Below are 22,889 nucleotides of genomic sequence, written 5' to 3'. Positions count from 1 at the left end.
TGCATTCATGCAAACGCCCCGAGGCATCCGCGAGGTTGAATACGTGTGATGAGGTCGCTTGGATGCTTCGAACCATGGCATTGGGATGGGTACTGACTGCTTTGTTGGGGGGCTGCGCCATGCAAAGCCCACAACATCCCGCTCCGCAATCGTCTTCCCTGTCCGCGGCCGCCAAGGCCGGTGAAGGCGCGCTGTCCGACGCGGGCCGCAGATCTCCGTTGGCCACCTTTCGCGCCAGCGATGTTCAGCGTGCGCTCGTATCTCCGGTGCGTATTCGCAAGGCACTACTCTCCGAACACCAGCGCTGGGTAGGCACCCCGTATCGTCTTGGCGGGACCACGCAACGCGGCATCGATTGTTCGGCGTTGATGCAGCATGTCTATCGCGATGCGTTCCATATCTCTTTGCCGCGTACCACCGGGCAACAAATGCAAGAGGGGCGTCGAGTTCAGCGCAGCGAGCTCGAAGCTGGCGACTTGGTCTTCTTCCATTCCCCCGGCCCGTACAATCATGTTGGCGTCTATGTCGATGATGGCTATTTTCTGCATGCCTCGACGTCACAGGGCGTCAAGTTGTCACGCCTCGACAACGTCTACTGGAATCGTCACTACTGGCAGTCACGGCGGCCCATGGACAGGACCCAGTTGGCGGCGCGTATCGAGCGCCAACCCCACGAAGGATGAGCGGCTCGCAGTTTTCGTCATGCCTGGCCGACAGGTTCGGCTCGCGTCTGGTTTGTATAGCGGTGCGCCGAACGAGATCATGATGCATTCATGGAGGACGTCATGATCGAACCGCGGACCCGCGCCTGGTGGCGCGCAACCCTGGCACTGTGCCTGGGCTCCTTTACTGTCTTCATCAACTTATACGTTCTCCAGCCCTTGCTGCCGGCCATTCGCGAGAGCTTCGAGGTCTCGACGCTGGCCGCGGGCAGTGCGATGTCGGTGAGTATGTTGACGCTGGCACTGTCGCTACTGTTCTACGGGCCGCTTTCCGATGCCATCGGCCGAGCCGCCATCATGCGTGTCACGCTAGTACTCGCCAGTCTCTGCACCTTGGTCATGGCATTTGCGCCCAACTTCGCGAGTTTACTGGCCTTGCGTGCCTTGCAGGGATTCTTGCTGGGCGGGTTGCCGGCGGTGGCGATCGCTTGGATGGGCGATGAATTCAACAAGCCGGCGCTTTTGCTGGCCGTGGGGCTCTATATCAGCGGTAACACGCTGGGTGGGATCGGCGGGCGCGTCATCGGCGGTACGGTTGCCGAACATTGGGGATGGCATAGTAGCTTCGTGGCGATCGCGTGTCTGAGCCTGGCATGCACCTGGGTCTTCTGGCGCGCCTTGCCGCCAGCCCGCCAGTTCCGCCCTTCACCGTTGCGGGTGGGGCAGGCTGCGCGCGACATGCAGGGGCATTTGCGTGATCCCCGGTTGATTGCCGCCTACCTGATTGGCGGGTTCAACTTCTTCATCTTCATCAATCAATACAGCTATGTGACGTTTCGGCTCAGTGGGGTGCCGTTTTCTCTCACCTCGCAATGGTTGGGCTTGATCTTCCTGACCTATCTCGGCGGCACCGTGGGCTCGGCGCTGTCTGGGCGTATCGCACAGCGTTTGTCGCAGCCGACCTGCATGATGCTGGGCATTGGCATCCTGATGAGCGGCTCGTTACTCACGTTGATACCCTCCTTGATCACGATCATCGTGGGGCTGACAGTCAATGCCGTGGGGTTCTTTCTCGCGCACTCGATGGCCTCGAGCTGGGTAGGGCGGCACGCACTGCGCGCGCGGGGCAGTGCGTCGTCGTTGTATCTGGTGTTCTACTATTTGGGCGCCAGCCTCGGCGGTTTTTATCTGGAGCCGTTCTGGGCGCGTTGGCAGTGGAGCGGGGTGATCGCTGCCTCGCTACTGGTATTGCTGGGAACCTTTAACGTGGCGGCTTGGCTGTGGCGTCGCGAGCGACGCATAGCCGACATGCCAGCGGCGACCTGAGCGCGTACTTTCAAGGCTTGCCGGCATCATCGCCCCATACGGCCTCGAGTCGGTCGTCACGACCGCAGCCGGCACGGTAGAAGCGGTAGCGCACGGGGTTTTTCTTGTAGAAATTCTGATGGTATTCCTCGGCGTCCCAGAAGGGAGCCTTCGGCTCGATACGTGTCTTGACGTCGCGCTCGAAGCGCGTTTCCACGGCTTCTTTGGACGCTTCGGCGAGACGTCGCTGACGCTGATCGAGGGGGAAGATGGCGCTACGGTATTGGCTGCCGACATCGCAGAATTGGCGTCCCTCGGCAAAGGGATCGATATTGTGCCAGAACACGTCGAGCAGCGTGTCATAGCCCACGACCTCGTCATCGTAGACGACCTTGACCGCCTCGGCATGGCCGGTATTGCCGCCGCTGACTTGCTCGTAAGTAGGGCGCTCGCTTTCACCGCCGATGTAGCCGGAGGTGGTCGAGACGACGCCCTCGAGTTTGTCGTAAGGCGGCTCCATGCACCAGAAACAGCCACCGGCGAAGATGGCCTCGCGCTGTGCGGCATGTGCCTGGGAAATGGGAATGAATGCAAGCGTTGCGAGTAGGGCTAACGCCATCACGGGAAAGCGCATCGGGAAGCTCCTGAGCGTCGGGTTAATGTGCCATGCTGCTGCGGTGAACATACATCAAGTCTACTCGAAAAATAGCGGAAGCCCGTATGCTGGATAAATGGACGAACGCTTGGGTCGCGCCGGTACTGGCGCGCTGTGCCACTGGCTTGGGGCGTCGCGGTATGACGCCGACTCAACTGACGGTGGGTGGTTTTGCAATCGGCATGCTGGCGTTGCCGTTATTGGCCTATCAGGCCTATGGTCTGGCACTGGTGGCGATTGTCCTCAACCGTGTGTGTGACGGGCTGGACGGCGCCTTGGCGCGTCACCTGCAATGTCAAAGCGATGCTGGCGGATTTCTCGATATTGTCCTGGACTTTGTTTTCTATGCCGCCGTGGTATTGGGATTCGCGCTTGCCGACCCGGTGCCAAACGCTTTGCCTGCGGCTTTTTTGCTCTTCGCTTTCATGGGGACCGGCGCATCGTTTCTGGCCTTTGCGATCGCCGCGACACGCCATGATTTGGAGCGTCCGCACTTTGAACACAAGGCATTTTATTACTTGGATGGCTTGACCGAAGGCACCGAGACGATCATTGCCTTCATGGTGTTCTGCTTGTGGCCGGCATACTTTCCCAGGTGGGCGGTCTTCTTCGCGTTGGCGTGCCTGCTCACGACAGCAACGCGCATCGGGGGAGGCTACCGTGCCTTGTCCAGAGCTGAAGGTACATCCGAGGGGGCGTTCGAAAAAGGCGCTGGCTCATCGAAAGTCGAGCCAAGGTAGGCGGGGCGTAGACATGAAACGGGCGGCCTGAGGGCCGCCCGTTTTCACGTCAGGTGTTGCGAAAGAGCGCTTAGTGCTCCTGTTCTTGCTCGCCTTCACCGTGTACGTGACCGTGTTCGGCTTCTTCTTCGGAAGCTTCACGCACTTCAGCGATCTCGACATCGAAATTCAGGGTCTGACCGGCCAGCGGATGGTTACCATCGACGGTGACGGTGTCGCCTTCGACCTGAGTGACCGTGACCATGAGCGGCCCACCTTGGGTCTGCGCTTGGAACTGCATGCCCGGTTGAATTTCGTCGACGCCCTGGAAGGCATCGCGCGGCACTTCTTGCATCAGGCCGGGCTGTGTTTCACCGTAGCCTTCTGCCGGCTCGACGGTGACTTTGAGGTTCTCGCCGCTCTGACGGCCTTCCAGTTCCTTTTCCAGCCCTGGAATGATGTTGCCCGCGCCGTGCAGGTAAGTCAGAGGATCGCGGCCTTCCGAGCTGTCCAGCACTTCACCCTCGTTATTGGTGAGGGTGTAGTGGAAGGAAACCACGGAATTCTGGGCAATCTGCATGTTGAAGACCTTTCTGGGTGTATGTCGCTACCCATGGTAACGCGCTCACCCAAGTGTGTCAGGGGCCTCTCGGGGTTTTCATATGCCCTTTGAGTTGCATGACGACACTTCAAGGTGCATCGGGAACGAATTCGCCGCCGAACGGTCTCTTGAGTAGCGCCCTGCGTCAGGACGTCGCGCCGGTTGCGCGGTAAGGGGGGTGGCGGTACCCTGCCGTCAATTGGTGTAATTGAAAGACTACCGACGTTGCCTATCAGGAGGCCAACATGACCGTAACGCTGATCTGGCTGATCGCTTTCGCCGTGATTCTTTTCCTGGCGCTGCGTGCGTGGGACGGCTCTCTCGGAAAGGTGGTCATGCGCCGCATCCCGGCGGCGTTGCAGCTGGACGGTGACGATCGCTGGGTGTGGAGTATTGCCTTGGCCGTGTTGGGCGCCACTTTTATCGTCAATCCGATCTCGATGTTATTGACGTTGATCATCCTGGCGCTTTTTTACTGGATCGCCAAGCGCGTGGGATGCTGGCTGATGCGCCGCGTCAAGTTACATTGACGAAAAGCTGTTCTGCGTTAGATCGATGCCCCGCTGATGCGGGGCATTGTCGTCGGGGACGTCACAGCCATAGCGAAAGCGTCAATGAGCCGAATTGGTCATTTTCGTCTTGGGCTTCGAATTCATCGGTTCGCCAGACGCTGGTGTAGGTGAGCTGCCAGCTGTCCCACGTCAAGGCGATACCGGCTAGCGCATCGCCGACCCATTGCCGGCGGTCTACTGAGTGGCTGTCCTCGAAGGTATTGCCATCCAGCAGCAGGTTATGAGCCATGAAGCGGCCCTCAAGGCTCGCGAACGCATACCAGTTGAAACCTTGGCCGGGTGTGAAATGGCTTCTACCGCTTTGGGCGGGGGCTACGGCAGGCATGCCGGCGCTATTTTGTAGGTTATCGCCAATACGCAGGCCCACGCCGCTTGCGGCATACGTATACAGGTTGCCGAGGGCAAAGCCGGCGTTGGGGCCATACTCCACGTCCAGGTTACCGAGCGAGTCTTGCAGCCACCAACTGCGCTTGTAGGTCAGGTTCAGCACCGGTTCGTTATGAATCTGGTTCGACCAGCCGTTGGGTTCGTCGCTACCGATGAGGTGATGAAAGTTCTTCTGTATGGCTTTCCCCCCCGATGCCGGCCCCACGATGCCGGCGTCGAAGTGGAGATCGTCCGCCTGGCGCCAGCCGCTGTACTGGCGGTCATCGAAGAGTGACACGCCAGCATAGAGCAGGCCCGCGTAGGGACGGTCGTTCTCGACGAGGTCTGAGCGGTCGATGTCGTTGGGTGTGTAGATCTGCTGCCCGGCGCGATAAGCCACGCCGTCGAGCTCCGTGCCCGACCAGCCGGGCACGGCGTCGGCGAGGCGTCGTGTCCAATGTCTTTCGTCGGGTGTGAATGACCAGTTTATTTCCAGTCCATTGGTGTAATGCCCGTCGTCGCCGCTGGCGAACAGATCATTTTCGCTCTTGATCGTAAGCATTCCGTCAGCCAGCACGGGACTGGAAAAGGCCGCAAAGGCGAGGGTCGAGGCGAGGTAAGCGAGCGAGCGTCCTGGGTTCATAAGACGATTTTCCTATCCGTGGCGTATCACGTCACATACGATAGCGTATGTAAGCGACGTCGGATAGGAAAATTTGGCCCTGCTAATGCCGCCCGGGTCGTGAAAACACTCGGGCGGCACATTGCCTGCTTGGCTATCGCTTATGGGCGATCAATAAGGTGCGACACTCAGGTTGGCTCCACTGCCCACCATGCGTACTTTTTGTCCTACTTGCCAGTTGCGGTCAGCGTTCTGGACCACGACGACGGAGTCGCCGCTATCGCGCCGGATTTCTATCTCCCAGGCTTTGGTACGATTGGCGGCATCTTCGACCTTGCTGCCGGCGACGCTGCCCCCGATGGCCCCGGCTGCGGTGGCGATGGTACGCCCGGACCCGCCACCGACTTGGTTACCGAGCAAGCCACCCAGCACGGCGCCGCCTAGGCCACCCAGAATGCCTTCGTTCTGATCGCCGGCTTGAATCTGCACCTGACGCACCGACGTGATGGTGCCGTAAGTCACCGACTGCGCGGTTTCGGCCTGCCCGCTGCGATACACATCGCCCGAATAAGGTGATGTGTTGGCACATCCGGCGAGTGCCAATGACCCGATAAGTGCTAAAGGAAGTAGTGCTTTCATGCGACCTCCGTTACTTTTCGTGCTGTTTGAAAACAGCGTTCTCAAACTATTCTAGCGCGTTGTTACGATGCCGGCCAGTGCTGTCGACGAGGATGCGTCACTGCGCTGCATTAATCGTCTGGCTGCCGATAATGGTAGACGAGTCGCTCATCCTTGCGAGGCCCCACTATATGCCATTCGAGTCGAAAACCATGAGGTTCAAAAGTGAGTCGGGCCTGGTAGGTATCAGCACCGCAGAGATGAGGCGACTTGCTGGTCAATGTGGTTGCGGAGTCGGCGACGAGATCGAATAGCCAGACCGCAGCGTCGGGGCCCCGGCGCTCGTGATAGAGCGCGATATGTTCAGGGTGAAGGTCCCAGCGATAGACATTGCGAAACGCTACCTCGTGGGATTGACCTTGAGGCAGAAAATGGCCTTGTTCGACGAAGCGTACCCAGTCGGTATGTGTCTCGGGCGCTACGGTTCCTGCACCCTGACCGGACCAGGCCACTTCGGAGGCATGTCCCGAGCGAGACGTGAAGCTCAATCGGTGAATACTAGGCAACAAGCGTGACAGGCGTATAATGGCAGTCAACTTCTGTAAATCCGTAGGTTAACTATAAATGGGATATTTGATTGGCGTGACGACGCTCTGGGCATTTTCTTTCAGCCTGATCGGCGTCTACCTCTCTGGCCAGGTCGATAGTTATTTCGCGGTGCTCACCCGCATTGGGTTGGCGGCGCTGGTCTTTCTGATCTGGCTACGTCCGCGACATTTGCCGCTCGAGCATGTATTGGGACTGATGGCCATTGGCGCTGTGCAACTGGGAGCGATGTATATTGGTTTCTATCAGTCGTTTCTGTTGTTGAGCGTGCCGGAAGTCTTGCTGTTCACGATCTTCACACCACTTTATATCACCTTGATCGACGACATACTCAAGGGGCGCTTTACGCCATTCTATCTGCTCACTGCTGCGCTTGCCGTGTTCGGGGCGGCGGTCATTCGTTACGCTGACATCAGCGACGCCTATTGGGCCGGGTTCCTGGTCGTACAGAGCTCGAACCTATGCTTCGCCGTGGGGCAGGTCGCTTATCGTCATTTGGCGCCGCGCTTGCCACAGGAGGTAGCGCATCGCCATGTCTTCGGCTGGTTCTACCTGGGAGCGTTGTGTGTGGCGTTACCGGCGTTCTGGCTGTTTGGCGATACCACGGCGTTGCCGACGACCTCGCTACAGTGGGGCGTCTTGCTATGGCTGGGCGTCGTTGCATCGGGGCTTGGTTACTTCCTCTGGAACAAGGGGGCTTGTCGAGTCGATGCTGGGACGCTGGCGATCATGAACAATGCGCTGGTGCCCGCCGGGTTGCTGGTCAATCTGCTAATCTGGAACCGCGACGCGGATGTGCCGCGTCTGATGTTGGGCGGGGGAATATTGCTGGCCTCGTTACTGATCAATACTTGGTGGCGCCGGCGTCATCAGGCGTCGCTTGGTATTACTTGATCGCGTTGCGGCCGCCTGTTGAGCCAGGCGGCTCTAAACCCGGACGACGTTTCGTGTTTTCATGGTGATGACGCCTTTCGTTCAGGACATCTTCATGAAGCATTCTTTGTTATCGCGTTACGGTTTTTTCACGGTGTGCTGTGTGATCACGCTGGTGACGACGCTCATGGCCATACAGTGGCATGGTGTGTGGCTGGTGCCGTTGGTGAGTGGCGTACTGGTACTCGTGGGTATTGCCGATCTTTCACAGCGTGGATATGCGGTACGTCGCAATTACCCGATCATTGGTAACTTGCGTTATGTCTTTCAGGCATTACGTCCGGAGTTGCGTCAGTATCTTTTCGAGGCTGATACCGAGCAGCTGCCGTTTTCCCATGTGCAGCGTAGTTTAGTCTACCAGCGAGCGCGCCAGCATAACGATGCCAAGCCCTTCGGGACCCTGCGCGATGTCTACGCCAATGCCTATGAGTACATCGGCCATTCGATGGAAACGGCATCTGTGGCAGAGCCGGACGATTTTCGTCTGACCATCGGTAACGGCCAGTGCGCCCAGCCTTATGAGATTTCGCTATTCAATATCTCGGCGATGAGTTTCGGTGCATTGAGCGCTAATGCGATTCGCGCCCTCAACAAGGGCGCCTGGCTTGGACGCTTCGCGCATGACACTGGGGAAGGGGGTATCAGTCCGTATCATCGCGAACATGGCGGTGATCTGATCTGGGAACTCGGCAGTGGTTATTTCGGCTGTCGTACGCCGGCTGGAGAGTTTGACCCGAAGCGCTTCGCCGAGCAGGCCAGCGATGCGCAGGTCAAGATGATCGAGGTCAAGCTCAGCCAAGGTGCCAAGCCCGGTCACGGAGGGCTGCTTCCGGCGGACAAGATCACCCCGGAAATCGCCCAGACGCGGGAGATCCCTCAAGGCGAGGATTGTCTCTCGCCGGCCAGCCATCCGGCGTTCTCGACGCCGCTCGAGATGCTTGATTTCATCGCGCAATTGCGTGAGCTTTCCGGCGGCAAGCCGGTCGGCTTCAAGCTGTGTCTCGGCCAACCCTGGCAGTTCATGGCCATCGTCAAGGCAATGCTTGAAACCGAGGTTGTGCCCGATTTCATCGTCGTCGATGGCAGTGAAGGGGGCACGGGCGCGGCTCCGGTCGAGTTCTCCGATCATCTGGGAGCGCCACTGCGTGAAGGGATCTTGTTCGTGCATAACACGCTGGTCGGCGTAGGGTTGCGTGAGCAGGTTCGCCTCGGAGCGAGCGGCAAGATCATCAGCGCTTTCGATATCGCTCGGGTCATGGCAATGGGTGCCGATTGGGTTAATGCCGCACGTGGGTACATGTTTGCGCTGGGCTGTATTCAATCGCAAAGTTGCCATACCAACCGCTGCCCGACGGGAGTGGCCACCCAAGATCCGCTACGTCAGAAAGCATTGGTGGTCGGCGACAAGGCCGAGCAGGTGTATCACTTTCATCACAATACCCTGCATGCCCTGGCAGAGATGATCGCCGCGGCGGGGCTGACGCGCCCGTGGCAGATCACCCCGGACCACCTCGTGCACCGGGTCTCGGAAAACGAGGTGAAGCTATTCTCTCATCTACATCCGTTTCTGGAGCCTGGCGAGTTGTTGCGCGACCCCGGTCAGCGCCCGTTCTATGGGCGTATTTGGCGCATGGCGCAGGCCAAGAGCTTCGCCCCCATGCAGGTGGCTGATGCAACGAGTGGGTCGACGGCCGCGTAGAGGCATTTTTCAGGCGTCATGACGGTGCTGGTGCGGCTCGGGGGCGGCCTTGCCGTTGGCGAAGGCGGTTAGGATCGTGCATTGTGTGGCTGCGTGCGGGCCGCCGCAGCAGGCATCGGTCAGGTGGGCCAGCGCCTGGCGCATGTGATGCAATTCCGCGAGGCGTGCGTCGATAGCGGCGAGTTTGTCCTCGGCAACATGCTTGACCTCTTCGCAGGTGTGCGCATCGGCATCGACCTGCAGCGAGAGCAGCTCACGAATGTCGGCCAGGGTAAAGCCCAGACGCTTGGCGCGCAGGATGAAATGTAGGCGCTCGAGGTTGTCCGCAGCGTAGTAGCGATAGCCGTTGTCGCCGCGTTGGGCATCCGGGAGTAATCCTTCCTTTTCGTAGTAGCGCAACGTATCGACGCTGACGCCGCTACGCTCGGCCAGTTCTCCGATCCGTAGCATGGTGGGCTCTCCTCCTCATATAGTGGACGTAATGGGTGGCAGTGGCAGGCTTCGCGGCCAGTCATCGGGTACGATGAAAAAACGCCGCTGGGTGCCGTCGGGCGCTTGCAGATGATATTGCTGTGGCGCGCCGGTACCCGTGAAGTGTGTCTCGAGTTCGGCGTCTACGCTCTCTAGCGAGCGATAGGACTCGCCCCCGGGAAGCGCAAGCCAATGTGGCTTGTGAAGCGGGGCGCCCAGGGTCCCCGTTGGCAAGTTGTCACGCAGTATCGGCCAGTCTTGCCATGGCAGCCAATTGCCATGCGTGGCGGTGGTGTGTGCCGGATGCGGCGCCGCTATCGTGATGGGCCAAGGATAAAAGAGCATCCCGAGCATGGCTGCTCGCTGCCGAAGTGATCTTGGGTCAATAGCCAGCGCGTTCAAGCGTGCCATCGAGCGCGGATGATGTGCCAGGGGCAACTGATGATGATCAGTATGGGCATGCTTGCGCGCCAGCGAGTCGACGCAGCCGGGGCCGATCCAGCGTGCCGGGTTGCGTTCGTCGCCGGGTCCTTCGCGAAGGCCCAGATAATACTTGATGGCCAATTCAAGATGGATGGGCTGTCCCTGTCGATCGGCATAGATTACATCTAGCTCACCGAGGGTGCGGCTGGCCTCGTGAATCGCGATGTTGGTGGCCAGTAGGTGAGTTGCCGGGGCAAGGTCGAGAAGGGCGTGCCAGAGGCGCTCATGATAATGCCCCAGACGTCGCGGTGGCGTCGCGCCGATATACGATATGAGCCGTTGTGGCTCGGCGTCGAGTGCATGCAGCCAAGCCTTTCTGCACGAAGCGTCTTCAAGCCCGAGCTCCTCGAGTGTCGGCCGGCCCGGGTAATCGCTGTCGATGATATCCGGTGCATGCAATAGCCAAGCGAGATCACGCACCCAGGGGTGGTCAAACGATGCCCATTCGTCTTCCAGCGCGGGCATGGCGGCATCGAGCAGTGCTTGCGTCATTTCGTCGTCATGTGTAAGGCGCCTGTCGTCAACTGATATGCTTTTTTCATACTTATCTGAATCTGTACTCTCCATGGTATTCCCCTGACAATATCTCCAGTTGCAAGACAATGCGAACCCGTTGCCGTTGCGTTTAAACAGGTAGTGAGTGTTGTCGGAGGTGGACATGAAGCGTTATCAACATCTGGCTGAAGCACTTGAGTCTTCAATTCTCTCCGGTGCGTTGCATGCCGGGGATCGTCTGCCTTCGATTCGTGCTGCCAGCATCAGCCGTAATGTCAGTCCCACGACTGTTTTCAAGGCGTATTATCTACTGGAAGCCAAAGGACTTATCCGGGCGCGTGACCGCTCAGGGTTCTATGTCGTTGGGCCGGAAGGCACCCGTCCGCCGGAAATCGAGATGACCAGCGCGCCTGACGAGCGTGTATTCAATGTCGATGTCAGCGACCGTGTTCTCCAGGTGCTAGGCGCCACTATGCGCCGCGATCTGGTGCCTTTGGGGTCTGCACTGCCGAGTCCTGAGCTCTATCCTATCCCGAGGCTTTCTCAGGTCATGGCATCCACGCTACCCAAGCTGAGTGTCTGGCACACGGTGGATGATTTGAGCCCGGGTAGTGCTCAACTGCGTCATGCTATTTCACTGCGCTATCACGCGGATGGTATGCAAGTGTATGCGGATGATCTCGTGGTGACCAATGGCGCACTGGAAGCGCTCAATATCTGCCTGGGTGTCGTCACCCAGCCGGGGGATGCGGTCATTGTAGAGTCCCCTACCTTTTATGCGGCGCTCCAAGCGCTGGAACGGAATCACCTACGGGCAATCGAGGTATCGACACATCCACGCGATGGTGTTGACCTAGAGGCGATGGAACGGGCGATACAGCGGTATAAGCCGGCGGCATGCTGGTTGATGACCAACTTCCAGAACCCGTTGGGTAGCCTGATGCCAGAAGACAAGAAACGTGATCTTGTCGCGCTACTGCAACGCTATGCTTTGCCGATGATCGAGGATGATGTCTATGGTGAGCTTTATTTCGATAGCCGCCGGCCGCTGCCTGCCAAAGCCTTCGACCAGGAAGGTTTGATCATGCACTGCAGCTCATTTTCCAAAAGTCTGGCACCTGGCTGGCGTGTTGGCTGGGTGGCAGGGGGGCGCTATACCCAACACATCATGCGCGACAAACTTTCACTTTCTCTATCGGCATCAGCGCCGGCTCAGGTAGCGCTATCGGCTTACCTGTCACGAAGCGGGTTTGATCGGCATTTGAGAACGCTTAGGCACAGGTTTGAATGGCAGCGTAACTGTATGCTGCAAGCGATCACGGCGCATTTCCCTGAAGGTACCCGGACTACATATCCCGCTGGAGGATATTTTTTATGGGTCGAGTTGCCGAAGTGTGTGGACACTTCGCGGCTACACCAGATGGCGCTGGCCGAAGGTATCAGTATCGCGCCGGGTAGTATCTTTTCTTCGCACGAGCGTTTTCACCACTGTCTGCGTTTGAACTATGGCCATCCCTGGGATGAGCGCTTGCAGACCGGCATGGAAATTCTCGGGCGCCTGATTGCCCAGCAGCTGGAGTGCGGGGACCACTCGACAGATGAAATCCAGCAAGGAGCGATACCATGAGTAAGAAGCCAATGTCGCGTAAACTTAAAGCGATATTCAAATTCTTTGCGGCTATCTTGGTGATCAACGTGATTGTGGGCGTCGCTGGCATCGCCTTCATGATGCTCTATTACGGCGAGGTCGATGGGCAGGGGCAGGCAGCATTGGTGACCTTCATGATCTTGAATACGATCTTCGCGTCGCCCGTGGCGTTGTATCTCTACTGGTGGGAGTTGCACCCCGTGCAGACGCCCGAGTCGGATCAGTACAACGACCCCAGGCAGTGAACGAAGACCACTAATATTGCAAGCGTTTCGGTCGGGCGCGGTTTGCTCCGCTGCTCGCCAGTCCGCATAATGACGGGCCGCGACGCCGGCAACGAGACGCTTTCATGCAGCCATTCAAGACCATTGGCCTGATCGGGCGATTAGGCAGCCCCAACGCGGTAGAGACGCTCAAGCGGTTGCTCCGCTTTCTCGGCGCTCGCCAGCTCGATGTGATCATCGAGGAACGCACCGCCACGGTATTGCTCAATCATGGTTATCCTGAGGCGAGCCGTCGCCAACTGGGTGAGCGCTGTGATTTGGCGATCGTGGTAGGCGGTGATGGCAGTCTGTTGAGCGCTGCGCGGGAGTTGTGTGCTACGGGTACGCCGGTATTGGGCATCAATCGAGGGCGATTGGGGTTTTTGACCGATATCTCGCCGGATGAAGTCGAAGAGCGAATCGGCGAAGTGCTCGATGGGCACTTCGAGAGCGAGCGTCGTTTTCTGTTGGAGGCGGAAGTGTTCCGCGCCGGCGAACAGGTCGGTACGGCATCGGGACTCAACGATGTGGTCATCCATCCCGGCAAGGCTGCGCGGATGATCGAGTTCGAGCTGTTCATCGACGGTCAGTTCGTCTACAGCCAACGCAGCGATGGGTTGATCATCGCCACGCCGACCGGCTCTACTGCTTATGCCTTGTCGGGAGGCGGCCCGATCGTGCATCCACGGCTCGAGGCCATCACGCTGGTGCCGATGTTTCCGCATACGTTGTCGAGTCGGCCGATCGTCATCGATGCGGCCAGCGAGATCACGGTGCATATCGGCGAAACCAATCACGCGTATCCGCATGTCAGTTGTGACGGCCAGACCCAGGTGGTATCCAAGCCCGGCGACCGCCTGGTCGTGCGCCGCAAACGGGAACGGCTGACACTCCTTCATCCGCATGGTCACAACTATTTCGAGGCCTGTCGCACCAAGCTCGGCTGGAGCAGCCGGATGGGGGAGTGACATGACGCTGGCTCGAAAAGACCTCGAGGGTTACGATCTGATCGGCGACGTGCACGGATGTGGCGCCTCGCTGGCCGTGTTGCTGGAAAAGCTCGGGTATTCCTATCGAGAGGGCGTGTATCGTCATCCGCGTCGTCGAGTGATCTTCCTGGGCGATTTGATCGATCGCGGCCCGCGCATTCGGTTGGCGCTGAATATCGCGCGTGACATGGTCGAAGCGGGCGAGGCGGATATCGTGATGGGCAATCACGAATACAATGCCTTGGCGTATTGTCGCCGGTCGCCGCCGGACTGGACGGGAGAATGGCTGCGTGAGCATTCGCCGCGCCACAATCGCATCATCAATGAGACGTTGGCACAGTTTCGCGATCACCCCCAAGAATGGCAGTCCCATCTCGACTGGTTCATGACGATGCCGTTGTGCCTCGAACGTGATGGGCTACGGGTTGTGCATGCCTGCTGGGACCGTGACCTCATCGCGCCATTTTTGGCGCAATGTCCCGATGGGCGCATGAGTGAGGATTTCTTTTACGATTCGGCGTGCCCGGGTACCTTCGCCTTTCGTGTCATGGATCGACTGACGCGGGGCCCCTCTCTGCCGCTGCCGGCGGGCCTAAGGATCTATTCCGGTGACGGTTTCACGCGCACGAGTTTCCGCGCCCATTTCTGGGCACGCGATCCTCTGATCTATGGCGATGTGGTCTTCCAGCCCGATAACCTTCCCGACGATCTCGAGAATCAGCCCTTGAGTGCGGAGGAGCGACAGCGGCTGCCGTATTACGGACCGGAGGAGCCGCCGCTGTTCATTGGCCACTATTGGTGCGAGGGGGTGCCGGCGTTACCGGCGCCGAATATTGCCTGTCTCGATTACAGTGCCGTGAAATATGGGCGTCTGGTGGCCTATCGCTGGGAAGGTGAACAGCGTCTGGATGCCAATCGCTTCGTATGGGTCGATGTGGCGCGTGAGGGATCGGTGCCCCCGACGCCTGACATCGCGCTGGCGTGAGTGGCAGAAAAAAGTTGAAAAAAATTTCGTTGCGCCGGGAACTCATCGCGGTGGGGCGTCGTCAGAGTAAGTGTTCCCTTGAATGATCCCTTGCTCTTGTCCGGCGGCCCCCTCCGCCGGACTTTTTCTTTTGTGCGTTCGTCTGCAGTACTGAAAGGGACCCCGCCCATGTACAAACTGCTGGAATTGCCTCTTCAACAGGATATCGTCGCGCTGCGTCGATCTTTGTGGGCGCATCGTATCGGCCATCAGGTGACCGAGGAGGAGGCGATTCAGGTGCTATGGCTGGCCGATCCGCGTCAGCGCGATGAGGCGGCGCACTTGATCGAGCAATGGCATCGTGGCGAGTTGGCCGAGCGTCCCGCCCAGGCCACGAAACGCCGTTCGTCTGGCATGCTCGGCAGTGCCTTTACTCAGGCACCGCTGGCGGCTGCCTTGGTGGCATTGTGTGTGGCGGTCTTCGCCTTGATGGCGTTGTTCGGTGATCGTGTGGTAGTCGCACTGACCTTCGTGCCCGTCGATGCTGTATCTGGACGCCTAACGGTCGGCACCCTGAACGATTCCCTGGCGAGCGGTCAGGTATGGCGCCTGGTGTCGCCGGCGTTGATGCATTTCGGCTGGATGCACCTGGTCTTCAACATGCTGTGGCTATGGTATTTCGGACGCCAGGTCGAGGCGCTGCAAGGCCCCGTGCGCCTTATCTCACTCGCCGTCGTGGCGGCGCTGGTCTCCAACCTGGCGCAATACGCCACGGGGACCGTGCTGTTCGGCGGCATGTCCGGGGTCGACTATGCCTTGCTGGGGTATGTCTGGCTGATGGCTCGTCGGGCCCCGGGAAGCGGGTTTTTCGTGCCCCAGATGCTGGTGGTGTTCATGCTTGCCTGGATGGTCTTCACGATGACCGACATGGCGGGCTTGTTTGGATTCGGCAACGTCGCCAACGAGGCGCACCTGGGCGGTCTGTTGGTCGGACTGGTCGTCGGATGGTGGGCCGGTGGACGTGCCGCGAGAGGAGAGCATTAGTGAGTGACATGACCTTCGACAAGATGGTGGCGCAGATGACACCCGCCATGTACGACAGCTTCAAACAGGCGATCGCACTGCGTAAGTGGCCGGATGGACAGCGCTTGAGCCAAGAGCAGACCGAGCTGTGTCTCGAGGCGGTGATGAAATACGAAGTCGCCCACGGTATCCCCGAAAATGAGCGAGTAGGCTATCTCGAGCGCGGCGGTTGTGGGACTAACGATGAAACCGGCGAGTCCGATGCCATCAAGTGGATGAACTGATGAGCGATCTATTCAGCGTGGCGGATGTCAGCGCCGCGCGCGGGCCTCTGCGCAAGATGGACATAGCGCCCGGCGACGCGGAGACGCCGGCGCAATACACCCTACGTGCCGGCGAACAGCGCATCGGTCTCAATGCGCACCTGGGCGCCTCGTTGCGGCTCGTGCACACCGGCGCCATCCACTGCGTGCACTGCGGGCGCACCACGCGCAAGAGTTTCGCCCAAGGCTATTGCTACCCTTGCTTCAAGTCGCTTGCTCAGTGCGATACCTGCATCGTCAAGCCGGAAACCTGCCACTACCATGCGGGCACGTGTCGCGAACCGACATGGGGCGAGCAGCATTGCTTTCAGCCGCACGTGGTCTACTTGGCCAATTCGTCGGGGCTCAAGGTCGGCATCACCCGCAAGACGCAACTACCCACGCGCTGGCTCGATCAGGGGGCGATTCAGGCGCTGCCTATTCTCGAGGTCGACAATCGCCTGCAGTCAGGGCTGGTCGAAACCTTGTTCAAGCAGGTGGTGGGCGATCGCACCAATTGGCGAGCAATGTTGAAAGGTGACGTGGCGCCCCTTGACTTGCCTGCCGAGCGAGACCGGCTCCTGGCCGCGCTCGATCAGGAGCTGGCGGCGTTACGGCGACGTGTCGGCGATCAAGCAATCGGTACGCTGGCGGCGGCCCCGGTCGCGCTGCACTATCCCGTTCTGGAATTTCCCAGCAAAGTAGTGTCGCACAATTTCGATAAATCCCCGGAGGTCAGCGGCCGCTTGATGGGGCTCAAGGGGCAGTACCTGATCTTCGATACCGGCGTCATCAACCTGCGCAAATTCGGTGGCTACGAGGTGGAAGTGGCGATCGAGTAATGTGGCTCTTGGCGCGGCGATGCCTTGAAGTCCGCTTGGATGTCTCCACTTCATGGGTATCGGCATGAATGTCGCTTTACCCAAGGAGGCTCGCATGAAGATTCTAATGGTGCTGACGTCACACGATCGCATGGGCGATACCGGCCACGCCACCGGCTTCTGGCTCGAGGAGTTCGTTGCGCCGTACTACGTGTTCAAGGATGCGGGCGCCGAGTTGACCCTGGCCTCGCCAAAGGGCGGGCAACCGCCCATCGATCCCACCTCCACGCAACCTGATGCGCTGACCGAGGAAACGCGCCGCTTCGAGGCGGATAGCGAGGCCAAGGCGCAGTTGGCCAATACGCGCAAGCTGGCCGAGGTTCGCGCCGATGACTACGATGCAGTTTTCTATCCCGGTGGCCACGGCCCGCTGTGGGATTTGACGCAAGACCGCCATTCCCAGCAGCTGATCCACGACTTCCTCGTGGCCCGTAAACCGGTCGCCGCGGTCTGCCATGCGCCCGCCGTGTTGGTGCATGCCCAAGGTCGCGATGGTCAGTCAGTGGTCAAGGGGCATCGTGTCACGGGATTCTCGAACAGCGAGGAAGACGCGGTGGGGCTGACCGATGTCGTGCCGTTGCTGGTGGAAGATGCCTTGAAAGAAAAAGGTGGCCACTATGAGCGCGCCGACGCGGATTTCGACGCCTTCCAATTGCGCGATGGCCTGTTGATCACCGGTCAGAACCCGGCCTCTAGCGCACCGACGGCCAAGTTGCTTCTGGATGCTCTGACAGGCTGAGATTACCCTCGATCCTTATACACTTCTCTTGTAATGGCTCGCCTTGGCGGGTCATTATTTCTTTTGGGTTAATAATGCCTTTCCTCGATGCGTGCTGGCGTGACGCACGATAGCCATTATGCTGAAGGCATAATCGGCGGAGAGACACGCATGTGGCGTAATTCGGTACACGGTTGGGGCTTGCCCAGCATTCTCTTGCATTGGCTGAGTGCCGTGCTGGTCGTGTCGCTCTTCGTGCTTGGCTGGTGGATGACCGGCCTTGGTTATTATGATCGCTGGTATCAACTGGCACCGTGGTGGCACAAGTCGCTGGGTCTGACGCTACTGGGTGTCACGCTGCTGCGGTTGGCATGGCGCCTGGGTCAGCCCACGCCCCAAGCGCATGGCCTGTCTTGGGAGCGAATGCTGGCGCATGCCGGCCATTGCCTGCTGTACGTTTTGCTGTTGACGGTAATGGTGAGCGGCTATTTGATCTCCACTGCCGAGGGCCAGGGCATCAGCGTGTTCGGCGTCTTCGAGGTACCGGCGCTGATCAGTGAGCTGCCGAATCAAGCGACCCTGGCGGGTGATGTGCATTGGTACGCTGCTTGGGCACTGATAGTGCTGGCCGTGGGCCATACGCTGGCGGCGCTTAAACATCATATTTTCGATCGTCGGGACACCTTGCGCCGCATGTGGTGGCCCGGTGGGTCTCGACGTTAATGAGTTCGATATACGTGGCGGTGTTGCCGCCACTCTGGTTCTGCAAACCTTCCTCTTAGGAGATGACAATGTTCTCGAAATCGCTATTCAAGACCGTAACCGGTGCCGCCCTCGGCGCAGCCGCGTTATTGCCGATGACCCAGGCCAGTGCCGCCGAGTATCAGATCGACACCGAAGGGCAGCATGCCTTCATTCAGTTCAAGATCAGCCACTTGGGCTATTCCTACGTGCTGGGTACATTCGACGAGTTCTCGGGGAGCTTCTCTTACGATCCCGACGCGCCGGAAGCGTCCAGTGCCAATGTCGAGATCGACGTGACCAGCCTCGACAGCAATCACGCCGAGCGTGACAAGCACATCCTGAGCGACGATTTCCTGAACGCGTCGGAGTATCCCACCGCAACGTTCGAGTCGACCGGCTTCGAATCGACTGGCGAAGGCGAAGGCAAGCTGTCTGGCGACCTGACGCTGCATGGCGAAACGCAGCCGATCACCATCGATGTCGATCATATCGGTGGGGGCGACGATCCCTGGGGCGAATACCGGAATGGCTTCGAGGGTGAAACGACGCTGACGCTGTCCGACTTCGGCATCGATACCAGCAAATTGGGGCCGACCGCGTCCACTGTCGATATGTATCTCGTGGTCGAAGGTATCCGCCAGTAATTCGCCACGCATGATCGAGTCTGAGTCGCCCCGCCTTGTGTGGGGCGATTCACGTTAGGGCTCAGTCGTGGGCGATCGCCAGACGGTTACGTCCGCCTTGCTTGGCTCCGTAAAGCGCCATGTCGGCGTGATGCAGCAGAGTTTCGGCATGCTCGCCGTGCTGGGGATAACAGGCGAGTCCCAAGGAGACGGTAAGGTGCAGCGGTGTCCCATCGTCCAGGTCTATATCCAGCGTGGCGACCTCTTGGCGAAGATGCTCGCCGCGTTGCCGTGCGGCGGCTAGGCCGGCGCCGGGCATGATGATGACAAATTCCTCACCACCGTAACGACAGACGATATCGCCGCGCCGAACGTTATCGCTCAAGAGGTCGGCGACCTCGATCAATGCCCGGTCGCCAAAAGCATGGCCGTGGTCATCGTTGATTGGCTTGAAGTGGTCAATATCAAGCATGAGGACCGACAAGGGGGCTGACTGGCGTTCGGCACGTGCCAGTTCGCGCGTCAAGGTATCGTCCAGGAAGCGCCGGTTGTAGAGACCGGTCAAGGCGTCGCGGATGCTGGCCTCCTCGAGTTGCTCGCGCAGTCGCACATTGCTTAGCGATAGCGCCATATCCTCGGCGGCGCCCAGGGCGAATTCGGCTTGAGGGTCGCCGTTATCTGCCTCATCAAGGGCACTGGCGAGATGAAGATGCAGGACACCCACCGGCTCCTCCGTGCCTTTCAAGGGAATGCAAAGATGGCGCCCGCGATGAGCGGTGCGTAGGTGGGGGCAGACGTCTGCAGCGTGCGTCGCGGGCAGAGTGACATCGCGTATTCCGCCATCACGCAGGGTCAGGCATTCACCTTGGTCGACATCGCCTTGATCCTCGCCCCACTGGCAAATTCGATGGGGCGCGGTAGCTTGTGCGTCTAGGCACCACAACGTGCCACCGAGGGTATTGGCAAAAACCGTGGGTAACTGATCACGCAGCGTCGACTGTGCTTCCTGCGTACTGCGGCAGGCTTGCAGGGCTTCGACAAGATCATGGCGCGCCCGCATATCGCGGGTTCGGTCACGCACCAGCACATTGACGCGTTCGGCGAGTTCGCGATTGGTGCGTTTTTCGGTGGCTACCAGAGTCTCGAGGCGAGCTGCCATGGCGTTGAAAGCATGCGCCATCCAGGCAAACTCATCGCGTCCCCGGAGCGCCACGCGTTGGCTAAGATCTCCCGCGACCATACGCCGCGAGCGCTGGGTGATTTCCGAGACAGCATGGCGGGTGCGACGAAACAACGGCCACCAGGTCAGCAGGGCGCTCGCCAGTGCCAGCAAGATGCTCCATACCATGATGTACTGCGCGTGTTTTGCGGCACCCTGGCTATCGGCCTGGCGCGTATGGAGAGCTTCCTGCTCGGTATCGATGAAGTTGCCCATGACCGTGCGGAACTCATCGACCATGCGCTTGCTGGCTTTGTCGGCTATAGGGGGAAGTGCGGCATTCGCGTTACGCGTCTTGATAATGCTGTCGGTGGCGACGTTTTTTATCCACTGCCGGAAGAGCTGGTTGGCCTGCTCGAGGCGCCGGTGCTGTGTCGCGTCGTTCGAGGCGTCTTGCAAGCGTCTCAGAGTGCGCGGAAAAGTGCTCAAGGCGCGCTGGTAAGGCGCCAAATAATCGCCATCTCGGGTCAGGGCGTAACCGCGCTGGGCAGTTTCGGCGTCCATGAACAGTCGCATCAAGTGATTGGCATCGGCGATCACCTCGAGGGCCTGGGCGACGCTGCGAGCCGTGCGCTGCTCGACTTGAGACGCCTGGTAGAGGGCGAGGCAGCCGATCAACATGATCATGAAAGGCACGATGGCGGCGATTATCATGCGCGCATAGAGTGAATGAGGCATGAGGTGGAATTTCCTTAAAATGTAACACTTGGTTACGTTTTGGTTGATCATAACGGGACTCGGCAGCCAATCTCAATGGCGATCTAGCGTGAGGAAGGTGTTGAAAGTCAATTTAACGGTCCCCACGTGTTGTACTGATCAGACAGACCCCCTGACGCGATGTTTCATATTGTAACCAAGCGTTTTTTGTACTGTCTTTTGCCATCTGACAAGGAGTCACCATGCTTAACCAACGTACGTTGCCCCGCATTGGTCTCGGTACCTTTCGTCTCAAGGATCAAGACGTCATCGACTCGGTCACGTCAGCGCTGTCACTCGGTTATCGGCATATCGATACCACTCAGTTCTACGACAACGAGCGCGCCGTTGGCGAGGCGCACGGCGTGAGTCCGGCGCAGATCGCGCGTATCGATGCGCTGGATAGGGGCGAACGTATCGCCAATCCGGATTTTGCCCCTGAGTGGGACGCCTGAATCGTCATCACTCACGAAGGCGCTTTTTGCTGACAGCCTGTTAGACTTGGCGCCCCCGGTATCGACCGATACTGGGGGCGCCCTGTTTGATACCTTGATCGTTGATTTGCAATGAGGTTTCCGTGACGGAATCCATGTCCTCGCTACGTCGCCAGCTATGGCAGCAGACCTGGCCCATGGCCATCGGCGTGCTCTCGCTGCTGGGCTTTCAGCTTGTCGATAGTGCTTTCATTGCCCGCTTGGGTACCCAGCCGCTTGCGGCACAATCCTTTACCTTTCCGCTGTCGTTTCTGATCATCGGCGTGCAAGTGGGGCTGGGCATTGCCATCGCGGCGTTGATATCGCGAACCTTAGGGGCCGGTGATACAGCGCGTGCCAGGCGCCTGGGCAGCCTTGTGTTGGTCGGTGGAAGCGTATTTATGGCACTGCTGATGCTGATCATGTGGGTCGCGCAGACGCCGATCTTCACGTTGTTGGGGGCCGATGCGCCTACGCGGGAGTTAATTCGCGCCTATTGGGGGCCGCAGTTGGTGGCCAACTGGCTGGGGGCGGTGCTGTATTTCGGCTATAGCCTATTCCGGGCGCACGGCGATACGCGTTTGCCGGGTAAGCTGATGGTGCTGACCAGCCTGATCAATTTGGGCCTCGATCCACTGCTGATTTTCGGTGTCGGCGACTGGTCGGGCTGGGGGCTGCCCGGTGCGGCTTGGGCGACAGCGTTGGCGTTTGCTATCGGCATCTGGCACTTGGTGATGCGTCTGCGTGCACATGACTGGTTGGCGCGTCACGGATTACGGGACGAAATGCGTGCCTCGGCCGTGCCGTTCATGGCGATCGCCGGGCCTGCAATGATCAGCCAGTTGATGCCGCCGCTCTCGGCGATGCTGGCAACCTCCATTGTCGCCAAATTGGGGGAGACAGCGGTTGCGGCGTGGGGACTGGCCAGCCGTCTGGAAACGCTCTCGTTGATGGTGGTACTGGCGCTGACCATGTCGCTACCGCCTTGGCTGGGACGTTGTTACGGCGCTGGTGACTGGCCGCGCATCGATGCCTTGATGAGGCTAGCGGCGCGTACAGCGGTGATCTGGCAGTTAGGACTGGGATGTATCATGACATTGGCGGCGCCTTGGGTGGCGGTCGCTCTGTCGGGCAACCCGGAAATACGCGATGAACTCGCGACCTTGATACGTTGGCTGCTACCCAGCTATAGCCTGCTGGGCCTTTGCATGCTGGTAGTCTCGGCCTCCAATGCGCTGGGCTGGCCGGTACGCGCCATGTTGCTGTCCTTCATGCGCTTGTTCGTGTGTTACTTGCCATGCCTGGCAGTGGGCGCCTGGTTGTCGGGCATCTTTGGCGTCGCCTGGGGAGCCGCACTGGGCAACGTGCTGGCAGGCGGTCTTGCCTGGAGTATCTTCCGGCGTTCTCTGACGCAACGCATGGCAGTCAATGGAGAAACTTGAAAACGCCGTTTTTTAAGTTATAAAAACCAGAATATGGGTGAAAATCGATTTCATCATCTGGCGATGAATTTGATTACCTCATAATTTACTGGCTTTT

The 22,889-nt window shown here is 59.2% G+C and carries 26 protein-coding genes; 18 read left to right on the top strand and 8 right to left on the bottom strand.

The features are described from left to right. Window positions 1-119 precede the first annotated feature (119 nt). Together L1075_RS01520 and L1075_RS01515 are read left to right on the top strand one after the other, a co-directional pair. Window positions 120-683, top strand: a complete 564-nt coding sequence (locus L1075_RS01520; protein WP_246893767.1) for a C40 family peptidase — start codon at window positions 120-122, stop codon at window positions 681-683. Window positions 684-785: 102 nt separating this feature from the next. Next, on the top strand, window positions 786-1,988 hold the full coding sequence (locus L1075_RS01515) for an MFS transporter (protein ID WP_246893766.1): 1,203 nt from the start codon (window positions 786-788) through the stop codon (window positions 1,986-1,988). Window positions 1,989-1,998: 10 nt separating this feature from the next. Here L1075_RS01515 and msrA read toward each other — a convergent pair whose 3' ends face one another. Further along, on the bottom strand, window positions 1,999-2,601 hold the full coding sequence (msrA, locus tag L1075_RS01510; protein WP_040243968.1) for a peptide-methionine (S)-S-oxide reductase MsrA: 603 nt from the start codon (window positions 2,599-2,601) through the stop codon (window positions 1,999-2,001). A gap of 86 nt (window positions 2,602-2,687) precedes the next feature. On the opposite strand from msrA, the gene L1075_RS01505 reads away from it, so the two are divergent. Next, on the top strand, window positions 2,688-3,362 hold the full coding sequence (locus tag L1075_RS01505; RefSeq protein WP_052445101.1) for a CDP-alcohol phosphatidyltransferase family protein: 675 nt from the start codon (window positions 2,688-2,690) through the stop codon (window positions 3,360-3,362). 70 nt (window positions 3,363-3,432) lie between these two features. Here L1075_RS01505 and L1075_RS01500 read toward each other — a convergent pair whose 3' ends face one another. Beyond that, entirely contained in the window at window positions 3,433-3,921 is a 489-nt protein-coding gene (locus tag L1075_RS01500) for an FKBP-type peptidyl-prolyl cis-trans isomerase (protein WP_040243966.1), read from the bottom strand. A 266-nt stretch (window positions 3,922-4,187) separates the two neighbouring features. Between L1075_RS01500 and L1075_RS01495 the strand changes: the two genes are divergently transcribed. Then, window positions 4,188-4,472 (top strand): hypothetical protein, encoded by a 285-nt coding sequence (locus tag L1075_RS01495; RefSeq protein WP_246893763.1) that lies wholly within the window; start codon window positions 4,188-4,190, stop codon window positions 4,470-4,472. Window positions 4,473-4,533: 61 nt separating this feature from the next. Here L1075_RS01495 and L1075_RS01490 read toward each other — a convergent pair whose 3' ends face one another. From L1075_RS01490 to L1075_RS01480, 3 genes are all read right to left on the bottom strand, one after another. Then, a complete protein-coding gene (locus tag L1075_RS01490) occupies window positions 4,534-5,523 on the bottom strand; it encodes a lipid A deacylase LpxR family protein (protein ID WP_246939395.1) in 990 nt (329 codons plus the stop codon). Between the two features lie 150 nt (window positions 5,524-5,673). Continuing rightward, window positions 5,674-6,141 (bottom strand): outer membrane lipoprotein, encoded by a 468-nt coding sequence (locus L1075_RS01485; RefSeq protein ID WP_246939392.1) that lies wholly within the window; start codon window positions 6,139-6,141, stop codon window positions 5,674-5,676. 110 nt (window positions 6,142-6,251) lie between these two features. Beyond that, window positions 6,252-6,716: a DUF6314 family protein gene (locus L1075_RS01480; RefSeq protein ID WP_246939390.1), complete on the bottom strand. Its 465-nt coding sequence runs from the start codon at window positions 6,714-6,716 to the stop codon at window positions 6,252-6,254. Between the two features lie 28 nt (window positions 6,717-6,744). On the opposite strand from L1075_RS01480, the gene L1075_RS01475 reads away from it, so the two are divergent. Together L1075_RS01475 and L1075_RS01470 are read left to right on the top strand one after the other, a co-directional pair. Continuing rightward, the gene (locus L1075_RS01475) at window positions 6,745-7,620 is read left to right on the top strand and encodes a carboxylate/amino acid/amine transporter (RefSeq protein WP_246939387.1); all 876 of its coding nucleotides are present in this window, start codon (window positions 6,745-6,747) and stop codon (window positions 7,618-7,620) included. A 94-nt stretch (window positions 7,621-7,714) separates the two neighbouring features. After that, window positions 7,715-9,358 (top strand): FMN-binding glutamate synthase family protein, encoded by a 1,644-nt coding sequence (locus tag L1075_RS01470; RefSeq protein WP_246939361.1) that lies wholly within the window; start codon window positions 7,715-7,717, stop codon window positions 9,356-9,358. Between the two features lie 9 nt (window positions 9,359-9,367). Here the strand turns inward: L1075_RS01470 and zntR are convergent, their stop codons facing one another. Together zntR and L1075_RS01460 are read right to left on the bottom strand one after the other, a co-directional pair. Then, window positions 9,368-9,808: a Zn(2+)-responsive transcriptional regulator gene (gene zntR, locus L1075_RS01465; protein WP_246939358.1), complete on the bottom strand. Its 441-nt coding sequence runs from the start codon at window positions 9,806-9,808 to the stop codon at window positions 9,368-9,370. Window positions 9,809-9,823: 15 nt separating this feature from the next. Next, the gene (locus L1075_RS01460; protein ID WP_246939355.1) at window positions 9,824-10,804 is read right to left on the bottom strand and encodes a DUF1853 family protein; all 981 of its coding nucleotides are present in this window, start codon (window positions 10,802-10,804) and stop codon (window positions 9,824-9,826) included. 166 nt (window positions 10,805-10,970) lie between these two features. Here L1075_RS01460 and L1075_RS01455 point away from each other — a divergent pair, with 166 nt between their 5' ends. From L1075_RS01455 to L1075_RS01410, 10 genes are all read left to right on the top strand, one after another. Further along, entirely contained in the window at window positions 10,971-12,434 is a 1,464-nt protein-coding gene (locus tag L1075_RS01455; protein ID WP_052445098.1) for an aminotransferase-like domain-containing protein, read from the top strand. Continuing rightward, window positions 12,431-12,700 carry a hypothetical protein gene (locus tag L1075_RS01450; protein WP_075367830.1) on the top strand — a complete coding sequence of 90 codons (270 nt, stop codon included), beginning with the start codon at window positions 12,431-12,433 and terminating at the stop codon, window positions 12,698-12,700. The genes L1075_RS01455 and L1075_RS01450 overlap by 4 nt, the downstream gene beginning before the upstream one ends. Before the next feature lie 104 nt (window positions 12,701-12,804). Further along, window positions 12,805-13,686, top strand: coding sequence for an NAD(+) kinase (locus tag L1075_RS01445; protein ID WP_246939352.1), 882 nt, complete (start codon window positions 12,805-12,807; stop codon window positions 13,684-13,686). A 1-nt stretch (window position 13,687) separates the two neighbouring features. Next, on the top strand, window positions 13,688-14,692 hold the full coding sequence (locus tag L1075_RS01440; protein WP_040243951.1) for a metallophosphoesterase: 1,005 nt from the start codon (window positions 13,688-13,690) through the stop codon (window positions 14,690-14,692). 168 nt (window positions 14,693-14,860) lie between these two features. After that, a complete protein-coding gene (locus tag L1075_RS01435) occupies window positions 14,861-15,715 on the top strand; it encodes a rhomboid family intramembrane serine protease (protein WP_040243949.1) in 855 nt (284 codons plus the stop codon). Continuing rightward, window positions 15,715-15,978, top strand: a complete 264-nt coding sequence (locus tag L1075_RS01430; RefSeq protein WP_040243947.1) for a YeaC family protein — start codon at window positions 15,715-15,717, stop codon at window positions 15,976-15,978. The genes L1075_RS01435 and L1075_RS01430 overlap by 1 nt, the downstream gene beginning before the upstream one ends. Further along, complete coding sequence (locus tag L1075_RS01425) at window positions 15,978-16,838, top strand: DUF2797 domain-containing protein (RefSeq protein ID WP_040243946.1); 861 nt, start codon at window positions 15,978-15,980, stop codon at window positions 16,836-16,838. The genes L1075_RS01430 and L1075_RS01425 overlap by 1 nt, the downstream gene beginning before the upstream one ends. 94 nt (window positions 16,839-16,932) lie before the next feature. After that, window positions 16,933-17,616, top strand: coding sequence for a type 1 glutamine amidotransferase domain-containing protein (locus tag L1075_RS01420; RefSeq protein ID WP_040243945.1), 684 nt, complete (start codon window positions 16,933-16,935; stop codon window positions 17,614-17,616). 150 nt (window positions 17,617-17,766) lie between these two features. Continuing rightward, window positions 17,767-18,318: a cytochrome b gene (locus tag L1075_RS01415; RefSeq protein WP_246939350.1), complete on the top strand. Its 552-nt coding sequence runs from the start codon at window positions 17,767-17,769 to the stop codon at window positions 18,316-18,318. Between the two features lie 68 nt (window positions 18,319-18,386). Continuing rightward, a complete protein-coding gene (locus L1075_RS01410; RefSeq protein WP_075367836.1) occupies window positions 18,387-18,983 on the top strand; it encodes a YceI family protein in 597 nt (198 codons plus the stop codon). Between the two features lie 61 nt (window positions 18,984-19,044). Here L1075_RS01410 and L1075_RS01405 read toward each other — a convergent pair whose 3' ends face one another. Continuing rightward, on the bottom strand, window positions 19,045-20,859 hold the full coding sequence (locus L1075_RS01405; RefSeq protein ID WP_246939347.1) for a sensor domain-containing diguanylate cyclase: 1,815 nt from the start codon (window positions 20,857-20,859) through the stop codon (window positions 19,045-19,047). A gap of 221 nt (window positions 20,860-21,080) precedes the next feature. Here L1075_RS01405 and L1075_RS01400 point away from each other — a divergent pair, with 221 nt between their 5' ends. Together L1075_RS01400 and L1075_RS01395 are read left to right on the top strand one after the other, a co-directional pair. Next, window positions 21,081-21,332, top strand: coding sequence for an aldo/keto reductase (locus tag L1075_RS01400; protein ID WP_246939344.1), 252 nt, complete (start codon window positions 21,081-21,083; stop codon window positions 21,330-21,332). Between the two features lie 134 nt (window positions 21,333-21,466). Next, window positions 21,467-22,792 (top strand): MATE family efflux transporter, encoded by a 1,326-nt coding sequence (locus L1075_RS01395; RefSeq protein ID WP_040244807.1) that lies wholly within the window; start codon window positions 21,467-21,469, stop codon window positions 22,790-22,792. Window positions 22,793-22,889 lie beyond the last annotated feature (97 nt).

This window comes from Chromohalobacter beijerinckii (assembly GCF_023061185.1).
Classification (GTDB): Bacteria; Pseudomonadota; Gammaproteobacteria; order Pseudomonadales; family Halomonadaceae; genus Chromohalobacter; species Chromohalobacter beijerinckii.
Note: the sequence above shows the minus strand (reverse complement) of the source record. Positions and strands in the feature narration are given on the sequence as shown.

Coding starts and splice junctions, on each gene's coding strand:
- L1075_RS01450 (WP_075367830.1), top strand. CDS start 12,431: ATGAGTAAGAAGCCAATGTCGCGTAAACTTAAAGCGATATTCAAATTC.
- L1075_RS01440 (WP_040243951.1), top strand. CDS start 13,688: ATGACGCTGGCTCGAAAAGACCTCGAGGGTTACGATCTGATCGGCGAC.
- L1075_RS01485 (WP_246939392.1), bottom strand. CDS start 6,141: ATGAAAGCACTACTTCCTTTAGCACTTATCGGGTCATTGGCACTCGCC.
- L1075_RS01435 (WP_040243949.1), top strand. CDS start 14,861: ATGTACAAACTGCTGGAATTGCCTCTTCAACAGGATATCGTCGCGCTG.
- L1075_RS01420 (WP_040243945.1), top strand. CDS start 16,933: ATGAAGATTCTAATGGTGCTGACGTCACACGATCGCATGGGCGATACC.
- L1075_RS01405 (WP_246939347.1), bottom strand. CDS start 20,859: ATGCCTCATTCACTCTATGCGCGCATGATAATCGCCGCCATCGTGCCT.
- L1075_RS01515 (WP_246893766.1), top strand. CDS start 786: ATGATCGAACCGCGGACCCGCGCCTGGTGGCGCGCAACCCTGGCACTG.
- L1075_RS01425 (WP_040243946.1), top strand. CDS start 15,978: ATGAGCGATCTATTCAGCGTGGCGGATGTCAGCGCCGCGCGCGGGCCT.
- L1075_RS01495 (WP_246893763.1), top strand. CDS start 4,188: ATGACCGTAACGCTGATCTGGCTGATCGCTTTCGCCGTGATTCTTTTC.
- msrA (WP_040243968.1), bottom strand. CDS start 2,601: ATGCGCTTTCCCGTGATGGCGTTAGCCCTACTCGCAACGCTTGCATTC.
- L1075_RS01490 (WP_246939395.1), bottom strand. CDS start 5,523: ATGAACCCAGGACGCTCGCTCGCTTACCTCGCCTCGACCCTCGCCTTT.
- L1075_RS01500 (WP_040243966.1), bottom strand. CDS start 3,921: ATGCAGATTGCCCAGAATTCCGTGGTTTCCTTCCACTACACCCTCACC.
- L1075_RS01505 (WP_052445101.1), top strand. CDS start 2,688: ATGCTGGATAAATGGACGAACGCTTGGGTCGCGCCGGTACTGGCGCGC.
- L1075_RS01455 (WP_052445098.1), top strand. CDS start 10,971: ATGAAGCGTTATCAACATCTGGCTGAAGCACTTGAGTCTTCAATTCTC.
- L1075_RS01445 (WP_246939352.1), top strand. CDS start 12,805: ATGCAGCCATTCAAGACCATTGGCCTGATCGGGCGATTAGGCAGCCCC.
- L1075_RS01415 (WP_246939350.1), top strand. CDS start 17,767: ATGTGGCGTAATTCGGTACACGGTTGGGGCTTGCCCAGCATTCTCTTG.
- L1075_RS01520 (WP_246893767.1), top strand. CDS start 120: ATGCAAAGCCCACAACATCCCGCTCCGCAATCGTCTTCCCTGTCCGCG.
- L1075_RS01470 (WP_246939361.1), top strand. CDS start 7,715: ATGAAGCATTCTTTGTTATCGCGTTACGGTTTTTTCACGGTGTGCTGT.
- L1075_RS01400 (WP_246939344.1), top strand. CDS start 21,081: ATGCTTAACCAACGTACGTTGCCCCGCATTGGTCTCGGTACCTTTCGT.
- L1075_RS01475 (WP_246939387.1), top strand. CDS start 6,745: ATGGGATATTTGATTGGCGTGACGACGCTCTGGGCATTTTCTTTCAGC.
- L1075_RS01410 (WP_075367836.1), top strand. CDS start 18,387: ATGTTCTCGAAATCGCTATTCAAGACCGTAACCGGTGCCGCCCTCGGC.
- L1075_RS01395 (WP_040244807.1), top strand. CDS start 21,467: ATGTCCTCGCTACGTCGCCAGCTATGGCAGCAGACCTGGCCCATGGCC.
- L1075_RS01460 (WP_246939355.1), bottom strand. CDS start 10,804: ATGACGCAAGCACTGCTCGATGCCGCCATGCCCGCGCTGGAAGACGAA.
- zntR (WP_246939358.1), bottom strand. CDS start 9,808: ATGCTACGGATCGGAGAACTGGCCGAGCGTAGCGGCGTCAGCGTCGAT.